The following is a 15111-nucleotide window of genomic DNA, read 5'->3' on the forward strand; positions in this document are numbered from 1 at the left end:
ATATGACCGATCAACGCCGTAATGTTTATTTTTTTCACAAACAGGATCAGGAAACGAACGAACAAGCCCACTCGTTAACACAATTGGCGGAAGAGCATGGATTTACCGTTGTGAACCAGCACTCATACGCCAATATTATCGCTAGCATTGGCGGGGACGGCACATTTTTGCAGGCAGTCAGAAAGACGAATTTTCGTGACGACTGCTTGTACGTCGGCATTACCAAAAAGGGGAAAGCTCATTTATATTGCGACTTTCATAGTGATGAGCGAGAAAAAATGGTCGATGCAATGACGTTTGAACAAATTGAAGTGAGAAAATACCCGCTGATTGAAGTGACAGTGGATCAAGCCAGTCCTTTTCACTGCTTAAACGAGGTATCCATCCGCTCAAGCATCATCAAAACCTTTGTGATGGACGTGCTGATTGACGATCTGCACTTTGAAACGTTTAGAGGTGACGGAATGATTATCTCAACGCCTACAGGGAGCACCGCCTATAACAAGTCTGTTGCAGGAGCGGTTGTTGATCCATTGCTTCCATGCATGCAGGTATCTGAGCTTGCATCCCTTAACAATAACACCTACCGGACACTCGGCTCGCCATTTGTCCTCAGCTCTGACCGAAAGCTGACCCTTCGTGTGGTGCAGGACGGCAACGAACACCCAATCATCGGCTTGGACAATGAAGCACTCAGCACGAGAAATGTGAAAACGATCGAAATCAAACTGTCTAATAAGCAAATCAAAACAGTCAAACTAAAGGACAATTCATTTTGGGAAAAAGTGAAGCGTACTTTTTTATAGAAACTAAAAGGACAGGCAGCTGCCTGTCCTTTTATGATTTCTCATATACAATCTGGCCGTTAATCACGGTTTTTTTAATATCTAAAAGATGAAGCTGTGCGGGGTCAATGGCAAACGGATCACCACTGAGAACTGTAAAATCCGCGTCATAGCCTTCCGCAATTTTTCCGCGTGACTTCTCTTTATAAATGATACCGGCGCTACCTTCTGTATAAAGCTTTATCGCTTCATATACAGGTAAACATTCACTTTCATTATAGCTTGGCCCGTTTTGCTCATGACTGCTTTTCCTGAGAACCGCGGACTGTATCCCTAGAAGCGGGTCAACAGGCTCAATCGGGGCATCTGAACCACCAGCGCATAAAATGCCTTTAGATATAAGAGTTTTCCAGGCAAATGCAGTCTTCATCCGGTCTTTTCCGAGACGGTCAATGACCCACGGAAAGTCGCTTGCAACGAAGTGCGGCTGAAGGTCAAGTGCGATCGGCATGCGTGCTGCTCTCTCGATTAATTCGTTATCAAGCACTTGGGCATGAATAAGCCGATCATGCCGGCCGTTTTTGGGTGGATGCTTTTCAATTGCGTTCAGCACTTTTTCAAAAGCAAGATCGCCGATTGCATGAACAGCAACCTCCATCCCTTTTTCTCTCGCTTTGCGAATGAGCCGGCCAAGGGTTTCGTCATCATGAACCTGAACACCATTTGTTGATGGATCATCCTGATATGGTTCCCTCAATAAAGCCGTTCTCCCGCCAAGCGCCCCGTCCGCAAAGATTTTCATCGCACCAAACTCCACATACGGGCCGGACGGTTTCTCCAGCTGCTCCCATCGATCGACCGCTTCATGATGAACGAGCAAATGGCAGCGGAACGGATACTTTCCGCCAGCGGCAGCTTTCTCATAAGCTTTCAACGGCACCGAAACATCACCATAATAGGACAAGTCTTCCGAATGGCCGCCCGTCAGGCCTTTTGTCCAGCAATCCTTTATTGCAGCCGTTAATGCCTCATCAACATAGTGCTGGGAGACTGGCGGGACAGCCTTCAGAATCAAATCCTGCGCCTTATCAAACAGGAGTCCGGTCGGCTCTCCATTTGCATCTTTTACAATGACTCCGCCGTCAGGGTCAGGGGTATTTCTTGAAATTCCCGCTGCTTGAAGAGCCGCAGAATTGACAGCTATTGCATGCCGGCATATACGCTTGAGCAAGACGGGCCTGTCAGGAAACAGGCGATCAAGATCATGCTTAGTCAAGTAGTCAGGTGTCTCAAACTGATTTTCATTCCAGCCCTCTCCAATGAGCCAATCGTTTTTAGGAAGCTGCCGCTCTCTTTCCTTCGCAGCCTGTAAAATTGCATCTTTCGACGTCAGTGCGGACAGATCGAGCTGAAGCTGTTTCTCACCGTGGCCGATCAAATGTAGATGGCTGTCAACAAAACCGGGGAACATCACTGCTCCGTTCAGGCTGATTTCTTCTGTTTCCGGCGACCCGTACTTTTCCTTCAAACGTCCATAGCTGCCGGTGCCTTTTATGACACCATCCTCAACATAAACTGCCTCAGTCCGATCACCTTCTTTGAGCATCGTATAAATGAAACCGCCGTGCCATATCGCCTTCATTCACGTTCACTCTCTTTCTTTACGCCTTTTTATTGGCATTGAGCTGTTCTTCACGTTTTCTTAATTCCACTCGTCTGATTTTTGCAGAAGCCGTTTTCGGCAGGCTTTCCACAAATTCAATTTCTCTAGGATATTTGTATGGAGCGGTAATCGTCTTCACATGGTTTTGCAGCATTTTGACAAGCTCATCACTGCGTTTTTCATGATTTTGCAGGACAACATACGCCTTTACGATGGAGCCTCTGATTTCATCAGGGCTTGCGACAACAGCACATTCTTTTACTTCCGGGTGCTTAACAAGCGCGTCTTCCACCTCGAAAGGCCCGATCGTATAGCCGGAGCTGATAATAATATCGTCATTTCGGCTTTCAAACCAGAAGTAACCTTCCTCATCTTTTCTTGCCCTGTCTCCCGTTAGGAAATAATCGCCGCGAATTTGTGTTTTCATTCTTTCCGGATCTTTAAAATACTCTTTAAAGAGCGCAGGCGTACTGAGGTGAACAGCGATATCGCCAACCTCACCAGGTTTGCAGATTTCACCGTCTTCATTTATGATCTCCACCTGATTTCCCGGTGTCGGTTTTCCCATGCTTCCCGGTTTAATAGGCGTATCTTTCAACACACCAACCAAAAGCGTGCTTTCTGTTTGGCCATATCCGTCCCGTACCTTAATGCCAAAGTGCTTTTGGAAAACATCAATGACTTCACGGTTGAGCGGCTCACCTGCGGAAACAGCGCTGTGCAGGGCAGAAAGATCAAAGCGGTCCAAGCCCTCGACCTTCGCCATTAAGCGGTATTCTGTCGGCGTACAGCAGAAAACATTGATTTTGTAGCGATTTAAAAGCTCTAGATATTTTTCTGCTTTGAATCTGCCGTGGTACACAAAACCGGTTGCTCCGCTGCCAAGCACCGCTAAAAATGGACTCCATACCCACTTTTGCCAGCCAGGGGCAGCAGTTGCCCAGACGATATCCTTTTCAGAAATATCAAGCCAAGCGCCGGCAGAAGTTTTTAAATGAGCAAATGCCCATCCATGTGTATGTACAACACCTTTCGGCTGACCTGTTGTCCCGGATGTATAAGATAAGAAAGCCATATCATCTCTTGTTGTGTCAGCTGTTTTAAATTGGCTTCCGTCCGCTTCAATTGATAAGAGGTTTTTCCAGCCGGCATCATTTTCACCAATAGACAGTGTAATCAGTTTATCAGCCGTACTGACATCCCGGAAAGCGCCAATAAATTCTGAGTAGACGATGGCGCCTTTTACCTCTGCATGTTCAATCCGGTATTCAAGATCTTTCGCGCGAAGCATTTCGGAGCACGGAATGACAACCATTCCTGATTTCAGGATAGCCAAATAAACAGCATAGGCTTCAAGCACCCGCGGAACCATTACAATCAGCTTGTCTCCCTTTTTAAATCCAAGATCAGCTAAGGCCGCTCCGATTTTATTTGTTTCTTCCATCAGCTTTTCATACGACCAAGATTCTTGCTTGCCCGACTCGTCCTCCCACAGAAGAGCGGTTTTTTGTCCAGCGGCACTGAACTTTTCCATTTCATTCACTAAATTATATTGCATAGGGGCAATTAAATCTTCACGTTTTAACACGAACAACTCCTCACTTTCTCCACCCATTATACATAAATACAGGCTCTTTCCGTAAGGATATGCCTAAAAGCAACCTCTGTAAACATAGATTTTATAGGCCGCTGGTCCTTTTTTATATATAAAAAATGAAAAGGAGTGGGGATACCCCCACTCCTAAGCCATTATGTGAAATTGTAAATTAGAATTGTCCTCCGCCCATGTTTTGTTGAGCAAAAGATACAAGACGTTTTGTGATCTCTCCTCCAACAGAACCGTTAGCGCGAGAAGTTGTGTCTGCTCCAAGGTTTACACCGAATTCAGAAGCGATTTCTAATTTCATTTGGTCGATCGCTTGAGCAGCTCCTGGTACTAAAAGGTTGTTGCTGTTACCTGAGTTATTGTTAGCCATGTGTCTCACCTCCTTGTGAGTATAGAATGTGTCAAAACACATGGCTTCATTCAGAAAAACTTTGGTAATTGTATACAGGAGCTGAAAATTGATTTAAAAGAGTTCAGCGAATTTATCGTTAGCTTCTTGTTCGCTATACAGGGTCATTGTCTCAATGTTATCTACCGCTTCTTGAATATACGGCTCGAAATCAACAAAGCTTTCAAAGTGTTCAATTTTCTCTTTTTTAGGGCGTGTTTTCGGGCTTGGCGGTGTAAAGATCGTGCAGCAGTCTTCAAACGGCTGAATGCTTGTTTCATATGTGCCAATTTCCCGTGATTTTTCGATGATTTCTGTTTTGTCCATGGCGATTAACGGACGCAAAATCGGTGTTGACGTCACCGCATTAATTGCATACATGCTTTCAAGCGTTTGGCTCGCTACCTGACCGAGGCTTTCTCCCGTAATAATGGCAAGCCCGTTTCTCTTTTCTCTGATTCTGTCGGCGATCTGAAGCATGAGGCGGCGGGTTGCCGTCATTGTGTAATTTTCAGGAATTTGTTTTTGGATGAGCTCTTGCGTTTTTGTAAATGGAACAATATGAAGTGTCATGCTTCCCCCAAAACGGGACAGACATTTCGCCAGATCCATTACCTTTTGCTTTGCGCGCTCACTCGTGTATGGCGGGCTGAAGAAATGAACAGCTTCTACCGACAATCCCCGTTTCATCGCATAAAAACCGGCCACAGGGCTGTCAAAACCGCCAGAAAGCATCAGCATCGCTTTTCCTGCTGAACCAACTGGCAGCCCGCCTGCACCTTTTTCATCACGAATTGTCAAAAATGTTGCTTCTTCCCTGATTTCGATTCTGAGCGGGATGTCTGGGTTGCGAACATCGACCGTCAATCCTTCTGTATTTCGCAAAATATGGCCGCCGATTTCAGCGTTCATCTGGTTTGTATCTAATTCAAATTGCTTATACGCTCTCTTTGTCGCGACTTTAAACGTATCACCTGGTTTATATTGATCTTTGATGGCCTTTAGTGCGGTTGCCTTAATATCATCAAGGCGGCTGTCACATTTAATTGCCAGGCTGAAGCTTTGAATCCCAAACACTTGCTTTAAATGAGGAAAAAGAGCCTCAGGATCCTCTCCATTTAATGTAATCGTCATACGATCCCTGTTGGAAAAGTATTTTAAATTCGGATAGTCTTTCAAAACGAGTCTGATGTTTTGTTTTAAGCGCTCAATAAAGCTTTTTCTGTTTTTACCTTTGGTCGAAATTTCCCCAAAACGAATTAATATATGATCGTAATTCATTTTTCTACCTCATCATTTTCCTTAATTTTTTGATGCCAGGTCGAAGCGCGTTCATAAACGGATCTGCCACATCGCTTGTCTGGCTGTAATTTAAACTGATTCTGATGCTGCTTCCGGCAATCTGCTCTCCTTTGCCCATCTCTAAGAGAACTTTACTGGGCTTATGTTCTTTTGCCGAGCAAGCCGATGTTGTGGAGACGAATATATCCTGTTCCTCAAGCATGTGTAAAAGCACTTCCGCTTTAATCCCCGGTACAGAGAAATTAATAATGTGCGGCGCGCTATTCATTTGAGGCGTGTTGATAACGACGCCCTCAATTTCACTCAGCCTTTTCATAAACAATTCCTTTGTGGCAGTCATCGTATCAAGCCGTGTGTCAAAATCAGCAGAGGCAAGATTAATGGCCTTGGCAAGCGAAACCGCACCAGCAGTATGTTCTGTTCCGGCCCGTATGCCTTTTTGCTGAGAGCCTCCCGTTATGAGCGGAATAAGGCGTGTTCCTTCTTTTACAATAAGTGCGCCTGTCCCCTTTAGGCCGTGAAATTTATGCCCCGAAATTGAACATAGATCAATGCCGGCCTTTTCAATTGCCAAGGGCACTTTATAGATGCCCTGCACATAATCGACGTGAAACAAAATGTTCGAGTGCTCTTTCAGCACTTCTCCTGCCGCTTCAATCGGCTGCACGGAACCGACTTCATTGTTCACATGCATCATGCTGACAAGCACGGTATCGGGACGGATGGCTGCTTTTAGTTCTTCAATAGAAACAAATCCGTCTTCATTCACAGAAAGATAAGTGATATCAAACCCGAACAACTCTTTCAGCTGTTCTAACGATTCCGTAACAGATGGATGTTCAATAGAAGTGGCAATGATATGTTTGCCTGTTTTTATCTTTGACAAAGCCGCTCCTTTTAAAGCCGCATTATTGGCTTCTGTGGCGCCTGACGTAAATACAATATCATATTTTTTTAGGCCTAAGGACCTTTTGATTTGATTTTTGGCTGCTTGAAGCAGCTGTTCCGTTTCGGCTCCATATCGGTGCAAAGATGAAGGATTGCCAAAGTATCGGCTGCTTGTCTGTTCATATACGTTCAAGACTTCATCGTAAGGCTTCGTCGTTGAACTATTATCTAAATATATCATCTTTTTTACTCCTTTATGAAAGCGGTACAAGGTATGATATTTATGTTACCATAACAAAATTTAATAGAAAATTACGAAAAACTAGTATTGACTTCTAATTTTTTTACCATATAATAAGATTTGTTCGTTTCGTCATATTATCTGACAATTAATTGACAGAATATTTTAACATAATTATTAGGAGGATTTTTTTCATGAAACACTCACTGCCTGTCAAAGATACCATTATTATTGGTTTCATGCTATTTGCGCTATTCTTTGGAGCAGGAAATATGATTTATCCGCCGGAACTTGGACAAGCAGCCGGACACAACGTCTGGAAGGCCATCGGCGGATTTTTACTGACAGGGGTAGGCCTGCCGCTTCTCGGCATTATCGCCATCGCATTAACCGGTAAGGACGCTAAAGGCCTTGCTGACAAAGCGCACCCTGTTTTCGGAACAATCTTTACTGTCGTGCTTTATTTATCAATCGGACCATTATTCGCCATCCCGAGAACAGGAACTGTTTCATATGAAATTGGCGCTGTTCCATTTTTGACTGGCATACCAGAAAGACTTTCTTTATTAATATTTACACTTATCTTTTTCGGCGTTACGTACTATTTAGCGTTAAACCCATCCAAGGTTGTCGATCGAGTCGGAAAAATTCTGACTCCCATCAAATTCACAATTATTTTAATCATTGTTCTCAAAGCCATCTTCACGCCGATGGGCGGATTGGGCGCCGTGACAGAAGCATATAAAGGAACACCGGTTTTTAAAGGATTTTTAGAAGGCTATAAAACAATGGACGCACTTGCTTCAATTGTATTTGGAGTTGTCGTTGTAAATGCTGTAAAAAGCAAAGGCGTTACACAGTCTAAAGCTCTTGCTGCAGCCTGCATTAAAGCAGGTGTGATTGCCGCTTTAGGGCTGACTTTCATTTATGTATCCCTTGCTTATTTAGGTGCAACAAGCACAAATGCCATCGGTCCTGTTGGTGAAGGAGCTAAAATTTTGTCTGCGTCTTCCCATTATTTATTCGGTTCATTAGGCAACATCGTACTCGGAGCAGCTATTACAGTCGCATGTTTAACAACAAGCATCGGCCTTGTCACATCTTGCGGCCAATATTTTTCAAAACTTATTCCGGCATTATCATATAAAATTGTCGTTACGATTGTCACGTTATTCAGCTTGATCATTGCGAATTTCGGACTCGCGCAAATTATCGCGTTTTCTGTTCCTATTTTATCAGCTATCTATCCGCTTGCCATTGTCATTATCGTTCTTTCCTTCATCGATAAGATCTTTAAAGAAAGACGCGAAGTGTACATCGCATGCTTGATCGGTACAGGACTTTTCAGTATTTTAGACGGCATTAAAGCAGCCGGTTTTTCACTTGGATCTTTAGATGCGTTTCTAAATGCGAATCTTCCTCTTTACAGCCTCGGCATCGGCTGGGTGCTTCCAGGAATCGTCGGAGCGGTTATCGGCTATGTGCTTACCTTATTCATCGGACCATCCAAACAGCTTAATGAAATAAGTTAATGTCACAGAACGCCTGCGTTATTGCGCAGGCGTTTTGTAATGAAAAAAAAAGAGCCTGCTCATTACACTGCGGGCTCTTTTTCATGGTCGTGATTATCTAAGCGGATATATCAGCTTTGATTTTTTCTACTGCACCTGGCGCAGCCTTTTCTACAGCGGCAGCTGCAATTTCATAAGAGTCGTCATAATCAAAAGCATAAAAACGTCTTTCCGCTTCTTTCAGCTGTTCAGATAAAATATGATTCTGGCTTCTGAACCGGTTTCCGAACTGAATGATTTTTTCAATGAGGATGACCTGCTCGACAAGTTCCTCTGATTCCCGGCTTGCCCTGTTGACGATATCTTCTGCTTGCTTCAAATGGGCTCCGGCTTCTTCCATATTTAATGGAAGTTCGTTTAGTTGATTGACCGTTTCTTGAATATGATGATGCGCGTTCTCCAGCATCTCTTGAATATGGCTCGGAATGCCTGGAATGTTGCTAGTCTTCAACAGTCTTGCTGTCTCAGAAATTGTTTTTTTCAAATTGCTGAGCGTCTCCCTCGCCTGAAGCTCTTCTTTTCTCAGCGCTTGCAGATTTTCACGATACTCGGCATGCTCTTTTTTCACTTCTTCAATTTGCTTCTCTATTGAAGCAACTTCTTCTACTAAAAGTGAGTAAGCGACATGCTCTGCATCAAGCTTATCTTTAACGGATGATAGCAGCTTCCCAATTTCATCAAGGCGCTTTTCAAAAGCCTGCTGTTTGCCGAGCTCACCGGCTGTCAGCCTGTAGCTTTCCTTCACCAGCTCAGTTTCCGCCTTCGTATGCTCTTTCTCTTCTTTAAGCTTGTCGTAAGCAATAATCAATTCAGGCATTTTGCTTAGTACGGATTGACCAGCTTCAACTTCGCCCTCCAGCTGCTGATAAACAGATTGAATATTTTCGTCAATGAGCTGCAGGATTGCGGACGCTTCATCAATATCCAGCTCAGTCATCAGGACATGTTCCGCTCGTTTCAGCTGGTTTGACAGATTTTCTAATTCCTTATCAAGCTGGATATGCTCAAGCTTGTACCCTTTTTCTTTCATCTCGGCATAGCCGTCCTTGAGCTTAGCAATCTGGCCAGGCACCGTTTGCTTACAATCAGCTAACAGCTTCGGCACGTCATCGATGTATGACTGAAGCCGCTCAAGATTGCGGTCCTGCTCAAGCAGTACTTTTCTTGCAGTAATATAGTTTCCGCCTTCTGTTTCTTCTTCAAATTGTTTGATGCCGCTCCAAATTTCGTCCAGATCCTTTTCAAGGCTGTCATAAAGCTCCCCGTAAAGGTGGCTGTAAGCCAGCAGGTTTTTTCGAGATTTCGAATAGCGCTCCCTCACCTGTTCAATCTCTTCACGGCTCTTTTCCTCACTTGTGACAAGATCGCTGATTTCCCGAAGAATCTTTTCAATGCTTGATTCAGCCGCTGTCAGCAGGTCGTCGATATGAACGAGCACTTGATTGGCCTTTTTAAACCGGTATTTGTCTGCATTTTCCTCGGCATCATAAAGGAGCTCTTCAACTTTCGGCATGTGGGCTGTGACAATCTCATCCCATTCTTCACGCCACTTCTCAAAGAACTCTTCTGTCTGACCCGTCATTTTTAAATGTTTTATTTTAGACATTTCTTCCACGATCGACCGATTCAGAATTTCAATCTTCCACGATTCCAGCCGGTCGATTTCGGCGTAGATTTTTTTCCTGAAAAAGTAGCCTGCCGCAAACAGCGCAAGCAGTACAATTAATAATCCAATGACAAACTCCATAATGAGCCCCCCTTGCTGTTTACCTTAATCTGTCAGGGTGTTTTATTTATTCAGAAAGATTTCAGGATATGTATTGAGAAAAACTGTCGTTTTCATTGTTATTATGATACCATGTAACAAACATTTTTTGACCAGAAATCAAAAACTTTTTGTGCAAAATCGGCAGGATTTGACTATTTTTTCATGGGGTGACATCAATGCAAAAGCGAGACGGACATATTCACACACCATTTTGCCCTCACGGCTCCAATGACACACTCAGACAATATGCAGAAGAAGCCTTAAAAAAAGGGTTTGAATCGATTACTTTTACCGAACACGCCCCATTGCCGCCCTCTTTTACCGATCCCACGCCGCTGAAAGACAGCGCGATGGCGCAAGCTTCTTTGGAACGCTATATCAATGAAATTTCCGGATTAAAAAAAGAATATCGCGGACAGCTTAGCATACGGACAGGGCTTGAAGTCGATTATATCGCTGAATTTGAAGACGAAATTACATTATTCCTGGACACATACGGGCCATATTTAGATGACAGCATCTTATCCGTTCATTTTTTGCGCACAGACTCTTCCTATCTATGCCTTGATTATGACGAGCATACCTTCAAAGAGCTGATTTCAGCCTGCGGAAGCATTGAAGCTGTATACGAACAATATTACCGGAGTATCTATTCTTCCATTGTAGCATCTCTCGGCGTTTATAAGCCAAAAAGAGTCGGTCACATCACACTCGTCCAAAAATTCATCAAGCTGTTTCCATACAGCATGTCCGAGCATATTCGCGGCCTCGTTTCCCTGTGCCTGAATGCCATTGAAGAAAACGGAATGGAGCTCGACTTCAATACTTCCGGCTTAAGAAAAACTTACGCTGGCGGTATTTATATCGAGGATTGGATGCTGAATAAAGCGAAGCAAAAGAAGATCCCGCTTGTGTTTGGGTCAGATGCCCATCAAGCGGGAGATGTCGGATATGCGTATAAGGCGTTTTTGGAACGGTGCTAATTGGTGAGCGCCACGTCTCCTGTCCGGAAGACGCTTCTGATCCAAATCTTGATTTCTTCAAAATACATTTTATAAAAATACGGCTCGTGCGGCTGCATGTAGAGTACTTCTGAAATATATTGAGGCTGGAGATAGGGCATCATCAAGAGAGATTTTAATTGGAGAATAAAATGAGGCAGCGGCAGCGTTAAATATTCACGCTGTTTTTCTCCTTCCTCAATGATCAGCTGAAAGATATACTTTTCCTTCATTAGATATGTCGACATAATTTCCCTGATTAATGTGGAGTCAATTGTAACTTCCCGGTAGACAAAACGAGTTAATTGACGATGATTATGCTGATAGGATAAAATATCGAAAACCAATTGAAGAAGATGTTCCTGCGTGCTTTGAGAAGAGATATTGCTTGCCGCTGTTTCAAGCGTTTTGCTGTAGCCTTCGTAAAACTCTGAAACTAAGTGTTCCATCAAGCCTCCTTTGCCTTTAAAATAGTAGGAGATGTGCGCAACATTTACATCAGCTGACTTTGCGATTTCACGGACAGACGTGCCAGAAAATCCTTTTTGGTTAAAAAGCATGACAGCAGATTCAATAATTTTGTCTTTGGTGCTTACTTTCATACGGCTCACTCCTTCCTCTTGATACTATTCAAGCAGAAAGCCGCTGTTCCTGTAAGAACTTATCGACAAATGCCGGCAGAAAAGCCGGAACTTTGTTTTATATTATAGAAAAAGTGAGGGTTTTCCATGTTCCATGTCGAAAAACAATCTGGAGATAAAGAAAAAGACTATCAGCTTCTGCTAAAACAGCTCGAAGCCATGACCGAAGACGAAACAGACCAAATAGCTAACTATGCAAATGCCTCAGCGCTGCTGTATCATTCGCTGCCTGAAGTCAACTGGGCGGGTTTCTATTTTGCCAAAGAAGAGGATGGACAGCTTGTGTTAGGTCCGTTCCAAGGCCTGCCGGCATGTGTTCGGATTCCTTTCGGCAGAGGGGTTTGCGGCACAGCGTACGCAAACGGAAAAGTGGAACGTGTTGAGGATGTAAATGCGTTTCCGGGACATATCGCCTGCGATGCAGCGTCTCAATCAGAAATTGTGCTTCCGATTCGTGTAGACGGAAAAATTGTCGGCGTCTTGGACATCGACAGCCCAGTGAAAAACCGTTTCGACGAAATTGATGAAAAATACTTAACTCAATTTGCCGAAACGCTAGAAAAAGCGTTAGCTCAGTAATATAAAAGCCCAAAACTGATATCGTTTTGGGCTTTTTTTATTTTATTGAGTCATGAATCATCAAACGGTTTTTCCCGCTCCGTTTCGCGCTGTAGAGCGCTTCATCTGCCTCATGCACAAGCTCTTTCAGCGACTTTTTTGTTTCTGTCGTCCAGCAGGATATACCGCAGGAAATGGTTACCTCGGGTTTCGTATTTTTTCTGACCGCATAAACCAGTCGCTCGGTAATCCGTTTCCCCACTGCAACCGGCACATTTGGCAAATAAATCGCCAGCTCCTCGCCTCCCCAGCGGGCACCGACATCATGCTTTCGGATGTTGCTTTTAATCACTGAAGCGACTTGAATTAAAATCTCGTCCCCAGTCTGATGGCCGTACGTATCATTTACATTCTTAAAATTATCAATATCAACAAGAATAAAAACACCCTTTTGGTGGATTTTCATGCTGTATTGAATTTTTTCATCTAAATACGCTCGTGAATACAGTTCAGTCAGCTGATCTGTTTTCACGAGATGCTCAAGGCGGTCGCGGAGCATTGAATTGGTTACAGCCAGTGTCGCGTGATGAATCAGCGCCTGAAACAGCTTGTACATTTCAAATGTAAAAGCGTACAGCTCCTGTTTCAATAAAACCGCAAAACCTAGAAGCCGGTCGTTTTGAATCATCGGAGCAGCCATCAGCGAGCCGTACCCCGCCTTCCCAAAAACAGACTGGCCATTCCCGATGAAAACCCCTTTTTCACCTTCATACAGCTTTTCTTTCAGCTCATTATAAAAATCTGACGGCTTCGCTTCTTTAAAAAATGCTGTGCTGCCTGGGAGCAATGTTAGGTTTTCAAAATGGTCTATATGAAAAAATCCCACTTCTTCTGCCTGAAACGATTCTGCCATTCTCACAGCCAGATCATTCATTGTATCAGTCAATGTCAGCCGCTGATTCAGGCGTCGTGATGTTTCATTAATCAATTCCAAATTTGCGATGCTTGCTTTGGATTGTTCGTAGAGCTGGGCATTTTCAAACGCTTTTCCCGCGGCGTTTGCTAACAGCGACATTTCATCAAGGCAGGCATCAGTAAGAAAGCTGTCACCCGTTCCTTCAGCCTTCAACACCCCGTATGTGCCCTGCTGTCCTTTGATCGGAATATAGGCGGCAGATTCATTTTTCCGCAAAATGTCTCCGGACAAATACACTTTGAGTGCAAAGGAATCGGATTTTTCCCCTTCCATATAAAGCTCTTTTGCAGGAATCCCTAAACATTGGTCTTGATCGTGCGATATAAATAAAGAAAACTCAAAAAGAGAAAATGTGCTGGTCAAGCTCTCTAAAAGCTGCTTCAGCACATCTGTCTGATCAAGCAGTGAATGGAACAGCTCCGTCATTTTGTATATCTTTTTTTGGTAGATCGTTTTGTTATAGAGTCTTTCCTGTTTCATCGACTGGTTTAAAAATGAAGCAACCACGTCCGGAAGCCCTTCAGGAATCTCTTCATCCTGCCTGCACGCAAGATGGAAACGCCTGCCGGAGCCGTCCTCAATCAGATAACATGAAGCGTTTATTTTTGAAGCGGAAAAACGCGCTTCACCATCTGCCAGTTTTGTCACAAAGTCTGATGATGACGGTCTAAGCGAAACACAAAGGGTTGAAAAATAGGTTTGAATAGCCGAAGTCAGCCATATTAAAGAGTCGGTGAATGTGACTTTTTCAGATTTGGTTAATAAAAAATCGAGCATATGATAATGAAAGGCGGATAATTGATCTTTAGTTTGTTCTACCATGTTTTTATCACCTAAAAGTTTACCACTAATTTTTGTTTATTATATCATAAACGGTGAAGCAATAATGGAGGAATGGTTGACTTCAAAACAAATAAATTATATAATGACCTTTGTGTGAAATATTGCAGCCTTTTTGTTCAGCTTCTATGTTTTCATTTTGTTCCTTATCAATAAGGTGTATCGTGTAACTCTCTGCTGCTGGAGCGAGGATACATGAAAACAAAATGTGCATGGTCGAATAGAGCAGACGGTTTTTATTTTCCACAAAAATAAAACCAAAGGAGGAGTCACATTATGGCTCGCTATACAGGTCCATCTTGGAAACTGTCTCGCCGTCTAGGAATCTCTCTTAGCGGTACAGGAAAAGAATTAGAAAAACGCCCTTACGCTCCAGGTCCACACGGCCCAGGACAACGTAAAAAATTATCAGAATACGGTTTGCAATTGCAAGAAAAGCAAAAGCTTCGTCACATGTACGGTGTAAACGAACGTCAATTCCGCACTTTGTTTGACAAAGCTGGCAAACTAGCTGGTAAACACGGTGAAAACTTCATGATTCTTTTAGATTCTCGTCTTGATAACGTTGTGTACAAGCTAGGTTTAGCACGTACTCGCCGTCAAGCTCGCCAATTGGTTAACCACGGTCACATTCTTGTAGACGGAAGCCGCGTTGATATCCCGTCTTACCTAGTGAAACCTGGTCAAACAATCGGTGTTCGCGAAAAATCAAGAAACCTTTCTATCATCAAAGAATCTGTTGAAGTGAACAACTTCGTTCCTGAATACCTTACTTTCGACGCTGAAAAGCTTGAAGGTACTTTCACTCGTCTTCCTGAGCGTTCTGAACTTGCTCCGGAAATTAACGAAGCGCTTATCGTTGAGTTCTACTCTCGTTAATCGT

General features: G+C 43.5%; 13 protein-coding genes. 5 read left to right on the top strand and 8 right to left on the bottom strand.

Annotation, left to right across the window (positions count from 1 at the left end; genetic code table 11):
• Positions 1–2: 2 nt before the first annotated feature.
• A complete protein-coding gene (locus MHH79_RS15055) occupies positions 3–806 on the top strand; it encodes an NAD kinase (protein WP_340034695.1) in 804 nt (267 codons plus the stop codon).
• Between the two features lie 31 nt (positions 807–837).
• Here MHH79_RS15055 and MHH79_RS15060 read toward each other — a convergent pair whose 3' ends face one another.
• The 5 genes from MHH79_RS15060 to MHH79_RS15080 form a co-directional block, all read right to left on the bottom strand.
• Complete coding sequence (locus MHH79_RS15060) at positions 838–2427, bottom strand: amidohydrolase (RefSeq protein WP_340034696.1); 1590 nt, start codon at positions 2425–2427, stop codon at positions 838–840.
• Positions 2428–2446: 19 nt separating this feature from the next.
• Positions 2447–4036, bottom strand: coding sequence for an acyl--CoA ligase (locus tag MHH79_RS15065; protein ID WP_063335798.1), 1590 nt, complete (start codon positions 4034–4036; stop codon positions 2447–2449).
• 178 nt (positions 4037–4214) lie between these two features.
• Positions 4215–4424, bottom strand: a complete 210-nt coding sequence (sspA, locus tag MHH79_RS15070) for an alpha type acid-soluble spore protein SspA (protein WP_003223491.1) — start codon at positions 4422–4424, stop codon at positions 4215–4217.
• Positions 4425–4517: 93 nt separating this feature from the next.
• Positions 4518–5723: a tRNA uracil 4-sulfurtransferase ThiI gene (gene thiI / locus MHH79_RS15075; RefSeq protein ID WP_003229326.1), complete on the bottom strand. Its 1206-nt coding sequence runs from the start codon at positions 5721–5723 to the stop codon at positions 4518–4520.
• 4 nt (positions 5724–5727) lie between these two features.
• A complete protein-coding gene (locus MHH79_RS15080) occupies positions 5728–6873 on the bottom strand; it encodes a cysteine desulfurase family protein (RefSeq protein ID WP_015483565.1) in 1146 nt (381 codons plus the stop codon).
• A gap of 194 nt (positions 6874–7067) precedes the next feature.
• Here MHH79_RS15080 and brnQ point away from each other — a divergent pair, with 194 nt between their 5' ends.
• Positions 7068–8405, top strand: a complete 1338-nt coding sequence (brnQ, locus tag MHH79_RS15085) for a branched-chain amino acid transport system II carrier protein (RefSeq protein ID WP_063335797.1) — start codon at positions 7068–7070, stop codon at positions 8403–8405.
• Between the two features lie 97 nt (positions 8406–8502).
• Here the strand turns inward: brnQ and ezrA are convergent, their stop codons facing one another.
• Complete coding sequence (gene ezrA / locus MHH79_RS15090; protein WP_063335796.1) at positions 8503–10191, bottom strand: septation ring formation regulator EzrA; 1689 nt, start codon at positions 10189–10191, stop codon at positions 8503–8505.
• Positions 10192–10388: 197 nt separating this feature from the next.
• Between ezrA and hisJ the strand changes: the two genes are divergently transcribed.
• Positions 10389–11195 (top strand): histidinol-phosphatase HisJ, encoded by an 807-nt coding sequence (gene hisJ / locus MHH79_RS15095; RefSeq protein WP_063335795.1) that lies wholly within the window; start codon positions 10389–10391, stop codon positions 11193–11195.
• Here hisJ and refZ read toward each other — a convergent pair.
• A complete protein-coding gene (gene refZ / locus MHH79_RS15100; protein ID WP_015384381.1) occupies positions 11192–11815 on the bottom strand; it encodes a transcriptional regulator RefZ in 624 nt (207 codons plus the stop codon). The two genes, hisJ and refZ, sit on opposite strands and share 4 nt — an antisense overlap.
• 126 nt (positions 11816–11941) lie before the next feature.
• Between refZ and MHH79_RS15105 the strand changes: the two genes are divergently transcribed.
• Positions 11942–12433, top strand: a complete 492-nt coding sequence (locus tag MHH79_RS15105; protein ID WP_014477664.1) for a GAF domain-containing protein — start codon at positions 11942–11944, stop codon at positions 12431–12433.
• 37 nt (positions 12434–12470) lie between these two features.
• On the opposite strand, the gene MHH79_RS15110 is transcribed toward MHH79_RS15105, so the two are convergent.
• Positions 12471–14210 carry a diguanylate cyclase gene (locus tag MHH79_RS15110; RefSeq protein ID WP_340034697.1) on the bottom strand — a complete coding sequence of 580 codons (1740 nt, stop codon included), beginning with the start codon at positions 14208–14210 and terminating at the stop codon, positions 12471–12473.
• Positions 14211–14504: 294 nt separating this feature from the next.
• On the opposite strand from MHH79_RS15110, the gene rpsD reads away from it, so the two are divergent.
• The gene (rpsD, locus tag MHH79_RS15115; RefSeq protein ID WP_003229304.1) at positions 14505–15107 is read left to right on the top strand and encodes a 30S ribosomal protein S4; all 603 of its coding nucleotides are present in this window, start codon (positions 14505–14507) and stop codon (positions 15105–15107) included.
• The last annotated feature ends 4 nt before the right edge of the window (positions 15108–15111 follow it).

This window comes from Bacillus sp. FSL K6-0993 (genome assembly GCF_037977205.1).
GTDB lineage: Bacteria > Bacillota > Bacilli > Bacillales > Bacillaceae > Bacillus > Bacillus subtilis.